The 6,978-nt window shown below is 39.4% G+C and carries 7 protein-coding genes; 3 read left to right on the top strand and 4 right to left on the bottom strand.

Annotation, left to right across the window (positions count from 1 at the left end; translation table 11 throughout):
• From AC6F75_RS05980 to AC6F75_RS05970, 3 genes are all read left to right on the top strand, one after another.
• Positions 1-1,223, top strand: a 1,223-nt coding sequence (locus tag AC6F75_RS05980) for an FAD-binding protein (RefSeq protein ID WP_500714041.1), incomplete at its 5' end; no start/stop codon positions are given.
• A 44-nt stretch (positions 1,224-1,267) separates the two neighbouring features.
• Positions 1,268-1,654: a four helix bundle protein gene (locus AC6F75_RS05975; RefSeq protein ID WP_500714040.1), complete on the top strand. Its 387-nt coding sequence runs from the start codon at positions 1,268-1,270 to the stop codon at positions 1,652-1,654.
• 32 nt (positions 1,655-1,686) lie between these two features.
• The gene (locus AC6F75_RS05970) at positions 1,687-2,433 is read left to right on the top strand and encodes a succinate dehydrogenase/fumarate reductase iron-sulfur subunit (protein ID WP_500714039.1); all 747 of its coding nucleotides are present in this window, start codon (positions 1,687-1,689) and stop codon (positions 2,431-2,433) included.
• Between the two features lie 65 nt (positions 2,434-2,498).
• Here AC6F75_RS05970 and AC6F75_RS05965 read toward each other — a convergent pair whose 3' ends face one another.
• From AC6F75_RS05965 to AC6F75_RS05950, 4 genes are all read right to left on the bottom strand, one after another.
• The gene (locus tag AC6F75_RS05965) at positions 2,499-4,052 is read right to left on the bottom strand and encodes an Rne/Rng family ribonuclease (RefSeq protein ID WP_500714038.1); all 1,554 of its coding nucleotides are present in this window, start codon (positions 4,050-4,052) and stop codon (positions 2,499-2,501) included.
• A 343-nt stretch (positions 4,053-4,395) separates the two neighbouring features.
• The gene (locus AC6F75_RS05960) at positions 4,396-4,686 is read right to left on the bottom strand and encodes an HU family DNA-binding protein (RefSeq protein WP_500714036.1); all 291 of its coding nucleotides are present in this window, start codon (positions 4,684-4,686) and stop codon (positions 4,396-4,398) included.
• A gap of 248 nt (positions 4,687-4,934) precedes the next feature.
• Positions 4,935-6,467 (bottom strand): glycine--tRNA ligase, encoded by a 1,533-nt coding sequence (locus AC6F75_RS05955; protein ID WP_500714035.1) that lies wholly within the window; start codon positions 6,465-6,467, stop codon positions 4,935-4,937.
• A 69-nt stretch (positions 6,468-6,536) separates the two neighbouring features.
• Positions 6,537-6,978, bottom strand: a 442-nt coding sequence (locus tag AC6F75_RS05950) for a DUF8428 domain-containing protein (protein WP_500714034.1), incomplete at its 5' end; no start/stop codon positions are given.

Below are 6,978 nucleotides of genomic sequence, written 5' to 3'. Positions count from 1 at the left end.
CCTGTTACACTCAAATTCACCCTACCTGTATTCCCGTTTCGGGCGACCACCAGTCAAAATTAACTTTGATGTCAGAATCTTTACGTAACGACGGAAGAATCTGGGTGCCCGCAAAACTGGAAGACGCTAAAGCCATCAGAGAAGGAAAATTAAAACCCACCGATTTAAAAGAAGAAGACAGGGATTACTACTTGGAAAGAAGATACCCTTCTTTCGGTAACCTGGTGCCGCGTGATGTGGCTTCCAGAGCAGCTAAAGAACGTTGTGATGCCGGTTTTGGCGTTAATAAAACCGGAGAGGCCGTGTATCTTGATTTCGCAGCAGCGATAGAACGCTACGGAAAAGAACAGGCCAGAGTAAAACACCTCGATGAAAACGATGCAAAACTTGTAAAAAAATTAGGAACTGAAGTGGTGGCCAATAAATATGGTAACCTGTTCCAGATGTATGAAAAAATTGTGGACCAGAATCCGTATGAAACCCCAATGATGATTTATCCTGCCGTGCATTACACCATGGGAGGTATTTGGGTGGATTACAACTTGATGACCACTATAGAAGGTTGTTATGCCATTGGCGAAGCCAACTTTTCAGATCACGGCGCTAACCGTTTGGGAGCTTCTGCTTTGATGCAAGGACTGGCAGACGGGTATTTTGTATTGCCATACACGATTGGTCACTACCTGGCAAACGACATCCGCACAGGAAAAATTTCAACCGATTTGCCCGAATTTGAAGAAGCTGAAAACAATGTGCGCGCTCAGATAGAACACTTGATGAACAGTAAGGGTTCTAAAACTGTTGACCATTTCCACAAACGTCTTGGTAAAATTATGTGGGACAAAGTAGGGATGGCAAGAAACGCCAAGGGATTGAATGAAGCCATAGAAGAAATTTCCGCTTTACGTGAAGAATTTTACAGCGATGTGAGAGTTCCCGGAACTGCTAACGGATTGAACCAGGAGCTGGAAAAAGCACTTCGTGTTGCAGACTTTTTGGAACTGGGCGAACTTTTTGCCAAGGATGCTTTACACCGAAATGAATCCTGTGGAGGCCACTTTCGTGAAGAATACCAAACTGAAGATGGGGAAGCCATGCGTGATGATGAAAACTTTGCATACGTAGCAGCCTGGGAATACAAAGGAAAACCCAGTGATGCTGTGTTACACAAGGAAGAATTGAAATTTGAGAATGTGAAGTTAGTTACTCGTAGTTATAAATAGTTAATAGTTAATGGTTAATAGTAATTAGTTTAAAGTTGATTATAATGGAAAATACTGTTCGTTCATTTCAGGATTTAGAGTGTTGGAAAATGTGTAAAGAGCTTCGGGTTGAAGTTTCTAAACTTATTAAAACGTTTCCTGATTTTGAAAAGTATGAACTGGTATCCCAAATGAGAAGAGCTTCACGCTCGACAACTAATAATATTGCTGAAGGGTATGGTCGTTTTCACTATCAGGAAAACATCCAATTTTGTAGAGTTTCCAGAGGATCCTTGTATGAATTATTGGATCAAGTAGACATTGCATTTGAAGAATCTTATATAGATAAAAATAAATTTGAAAGTTTAAATAGATTAATAGTTTCTTGTATAAAAGTGCTTAACGGTTATATTAAATACCTTAAGAAAGCCAAAGACACCAATAACAATTAACTATTAACTATTAACCATTACACCATTTTGCTATGAATTTAACCCTAAAAATTTGGCGTCAGACAGATGCTGATACAAGAGGAAAAATAGTTGATTATAAAATCAATGATGTTTCACCCGATATGTCTTTTCTTGACATGCTCGATATGCTTAATGAGCAATTGAACAATAAAGGAGAAGAGCCGGTTGCATTTGATCATGATTGCCGTGAAGGAATTTGTGGTTCGTGCTCATTACAGATTAACGGAGAGCCTCATGGTCCTGACCGTTTTATCACTACTTGCCAGCTGCATATGCGCACTTTTAAAGATGGTGACACTATTTTTATTGAGCCTTTTAGGGCTACTGCGTTTCCGGTGATTAAAGATTTGGTGGTGGACAGAAGTTCGTTTGACCGCATTCAGCATGCGGGCGGGTTTATTTCAGTAAATACTTCAGGGAACACCATTGATGCCAATGCGATTCCAGTGAACAAGCACGATGCAGACACTGCATTTGATGCAGCAACTTGTATTGGTTGCGGGGCTTGTGTGGCCGCTTGTAAAAATGCTTCTGCGATGTTGTTTGTTTCGGCTAAAGTTTCGCAGTTTGCCTTATTGCCACAAGGAAGGATAGAAGCGACTGACCGTGTAATGAACATGGTGCGCCAAATGGATGAAGAAGGGTTTGGAAACTGCACCAATACCGGTGCTTGTGAGATTGAATGTCCTAAAGGTATATCGCTGGAAAATATCGCGCGAATGAACCGGGAATATATGAGTGCGAGTATGAAAGGGTAAAGTCTAAAAATATAAAAGCAAAAAGCGCCAAGTTTCTGAAACGAGTTCAGTACTTGGCGCTTTTGTTATTTTATCTCTTTACCGTCTTTATCAATAAAGTGGTATTCGAGATATGTGTAAGCATCTCTTGGTTGAATTTTAACCCATTTTTGGTGTTCTAAAAACCATTTAGAACGAATGGATGGAAACCCTTTGGTTAAAAAGGCGGCTATAAAAGGGTGGGTGTTTAACGTCAACTTTTTATGGCCTTTGTTTAATAATCTTTTTAAATCGCTGTTGATCCGGTCAACAATTAAAATAGGAGCATCAATTTCTCCTGCTTCCCCGTTGGGGTCTAACTCACGGGTTTTAATGTTTCTTTCGGGTCTAACGCGTTGTCGTGTAATTTGGATCAATCCAAATTTACTAGGCGGCAAAATTTTGTGTTTTGCCCGGTCATCTTTCATTTCATCACGCAAGTGATTGTAAAGTTGTTTTCTGTGGTTGGGGTTTGACATATCGATAAAATCGACGACAATTATCCCTCCCATGTCGCGCAGGCGGAGTTGGCGTGCCAGCTCTGTTGCTGCGATTAAATTGACCTCTAGTGCCGTTGCTTCCTGGCTGTCAGATTTATTTGAGCGGTTACCGCTGTTTACATCAACCACGTGAAGTGCTTCGGTGTGTTCAATTATCAGATAAGCGCCTTTGCTTCCTGAAACGGTTCGGCCGAAAGAGGTTTTGATTTGTCTTTCGATGCCAAATTTTTCAAAAATGGGCACTTTAGAGTCATACAACTTAACGATAGATTCCTTTTGTGGTGCAATTTCATGCACATAATCTTTAATCTTAATGTAAAGCGCTTCATCATCAATGTGAATGGCAGTGAAAGTGTCATTGAGCAAATCCCTGATTAGGGACAAGCCTCTGTTCATTTCACTCATTATTTTTGACGGATGATGCGTCCCGGTGGTTCCTCGGGATAGCTTTTTACACATTGCAGACCAGCGGTCCAGCAAATTTTGTAAGTCTTTGTCCAGTTCAGCTACTTTTTTACCCTCTGCTACGGTTCTTATAATTACACCAAAACCTTTAGGCCTGATGCTTTGAACCAATCGTTTCAAGCGTTCTTTTTCTTCCTTTGATTCTATTTTTTGTGAAATGGAAATGCGGTCTGAAAAAGGCACTAAAACGATGTATCTTCCTGCCAGTGACAACTCAGAACTAATTCTGGGCCCTTTGGTGGAGATAGGTTCTTTAACTACTTGAACCAAGATGGATTGATTTGACTTGATGGCATCATTTATTTTGCCATTTTTGTCAATATCTTTCTCAAATGGGAAATTCTTTAAAGAGTAATCTTTAAGTTTACCTGTGCTTACAAGCTTGGTGAATTTTAACACAGAAGGGAGTTGTGGGCCTAAATCCTGATAATGGAGGAATCCGTCTTTTTCGTATCCAACATTAACAAAACAGGCATTCAACCCGGGAACAGTTTTTCTTGTTTTGGCAATAAATATATCGCCAACAGCAAATTCACTGTCGTCATCTTCTTTGTGTAATTCTACTAGTTTTCCATCTTTGAGAAGGGCAAAATCAACTTCTGAGGAACCGGACCTAATAAATAATTCGTAGTTCACTCTTCGTAATTTATATCCGCCCCGTTTTTTTGTGCACGATAAAAAGGCACTTTCAGGACAGATGGATTAAACAATAATTTTCACAGGCACCTGCTTGCTAAAGCAGGTTAATACCCGGCGAAATTGATGGTTTTTATTCGAAAGTTTTACCCAAAAACCCCGAAAATAAATACAATTTCATTTCAAAGAACATTGTGTTTTTTTAAAAGAAAAAAGTAGTTAGAAAACTACTTTTTCTTTTTGTGGCGATTAGCGCGGCTTCTTTTTTTGCGCTTATGGGTAGCTACCTTGTGTCTTTTTCTTTTTTTACCACTTGGCATAGTGTCAATTTTTTATAAGTTACTTATTTAACTACAACGTTTTCCTTAACGCCTTCAACAAATACTTTTGCAGGTTTGAATGCAGGAATGTTGTGTGCAGGTATTTTAATAGTTGTGTTTTTTGAAATGTTCCTGCCGGTTTTTTCTGCTCTGGTTTTGATAATAAAACTTCCGAAACCTCTAAGGTAAACATTGTCTCCACCTTCTAAAGAATTTTTAACTTCTTCCATGAAACTTTCAACGGTTGCCTGAACATCTCCTTTTTCCATTCCTAGCTTTTCTGAAATTTTAGCTACGATATCTGCTTTTGTCATTACTAAATATTTAAGGGATTAAAAATTAATTTTTTTACAAGACCGCAAATATAAGGATTTTAAAACCAAGAATACAACCCTAAGCCATTAAAAAATAAACAGATATGTGAATTTTATTTTTTTTTATTGCCAAATGGAATTTTGGTTATATAAATCCCTAAAAAAAAATGAGAATCAACCAACTAAAAAAGTCAGGCTTCTTTTTAAAAAACCTGACTTTTCGATTGAATTGCTATAAAAATGAAACTTTATTTCAACCAGTTCCTGATGGCAACTTCTTTTTTAATGATTTCTGAAAGTTTGTCAATAGCGACGCGTTCCTGTTTCATAGAGTCACGATATCTAATGGTAACGGTATGGTCTGAAATGGTATCGTGGTCAACGGTAATACAAAACGGCGTACCAATAGCATCCTGACGGCGGTATCTTTTTCCAATGGCATCTTTTTCGTCGTAAGCTACCTGAAAATCCCATTGTAAATCTTCGATGATTTTTTGTGCAATTTCGGGCAAACCGTCTTTTTTCACCAAAGGCAGAACAGCGGCTTTGGTGGGGGCAATCACAGCAGGGATTTTTAAAACCACGCGTGTGCTGCCGTCTTCCAGGGTTTCTTCCTCCAAAGATTTACTGAAAACAGCCAGGAACATCCTGTCCAAACCAATGGAGGTTTCTATCACATAAGGCACATAGCTTTTGTTCAATTCAGGATCAAAAAACTGAAGTTTCTTCCCTGAAAACTCTTCATGTGCTTTTAAATCAAAGTCTGTGCGGGAGTGGATTCCCTCCAGTTCTTTGAAGCCAAATGGAAAGTCAAACTCAATGTCTGTAGCGGCATTGGCATAATGGGCCAATTTTTCATGATCGTGAAAACGGTAATTTTCTTCTCCCAAGCCTAAAGACATATGCCATTTGAAACGTACATCTTTCCAGTATTCATACCATTTTAGTTCATCACCGGGACGAACAAAGTATTGCATTTCCATTTGTTCAAACTCACGCATCCTGAAAATAAACTGCCGGGCAACAATTTCATTTCTGAAAGCTTTCCCGGTTTGGGCAATGCCAAAAGGCACTTTCATCCTGCCGGTTTTTTGAACGTTAAGGAAATTGACAAATATACCCTGGGCTGTTTCGGGGCGAAGGTATAAATCAGTGGCTTTGTCTGCTGATGCGCCCAGCTTGGTGCCAAACATCAGGTTGAATTGCTTCACTTCTGTCCAGTTTCTTGAACCGGTATCGGGGTCTGCAATTTCAAGTTCTTCGATAAGAGCTTTTACATCTGCGAGATCTTCATTCTCTAAAGACCTTGCCATGCGTTCAATGATTTCTTTCTGTTGGGTTTTGTATCTGATAACACGCTCGTTTGTAGCGACAAATTGTTCTTCATCAAAGCTTTCGCCAAAGCGTTTGCGGGCTTTTTCAATTTCTTTTTCGGCTTTTTGATGTAGCTTTTCAGCATAATCTTCTATAAGTACATCAGCACGGTAGCGTTTTTTGGAATCTTTGTTGTCTATCAACGGGTCGTTGAAGGCATCAACGTGGCCTGAGGCTTTCCAGGTGGTGGGGTGCATCAAGATGGCGGCATCCAGCCCCACGATGTTTTGGTGCATCACCATGCTTTTCCACCAGTATTCGCGTATGTTGTTTTTTAATAGTACTCCATTCTGGGCATAATCATAAACGGCATTAAGCCCGTCATATATTTCACTGGAGCCGAATATGAAACCATATTCTTTGGCGTGGGAAACTACTCTCTTGAAATGTTCCTCTTTGTTTATCATTCCGCAAAAATAAAAAAAACCGCCACGAAATAAGCCGAAGCGGTTTTTATTTTTAGGTAAATTAAATGCTTATCTTAAATTGAGTGTTGAGCTGGAAACCATTCTTGGGCCGTCAAACACATGGATGTAATAAGTGCCGGGCACTAAATCATCTTCAGCGGCATTGACCAGCACACAAACATCGAGTTCTTCATTGTCATAGAAAACGTTTGAAGTAGCGCTGTAGGTAAGTATTTTGTCGTCAAATGATACGGTTGATTTTTCACCTATCACGTTGTTTTTTGGATTAATAACCTGAATGAACAGAATTCTGTCTCCTTTTTCTGCAATTTCATTGGCATTGATGGTAAAGCAGGTTCTTATCTTATCAGCCCTGCGTGTACGATCTGTTTCAACAATTCTTCCATTGTTTCTCACTAAAACTCCATCACCCTTTAACCTTGATAGCTTTAATACCGATCCTTTTGCAACTACTTGAGCCAGTGCTTCATTTTGAAGGGAAATGGAATCG

Source organism: Planktosalinus sp., from assembly GCF_059864935.1.
The sequence above is the reverse complement of the archived record's forward strand: the minus strand, read 5'-3'. Positions and strand labels throughout refer to the sequence as shown.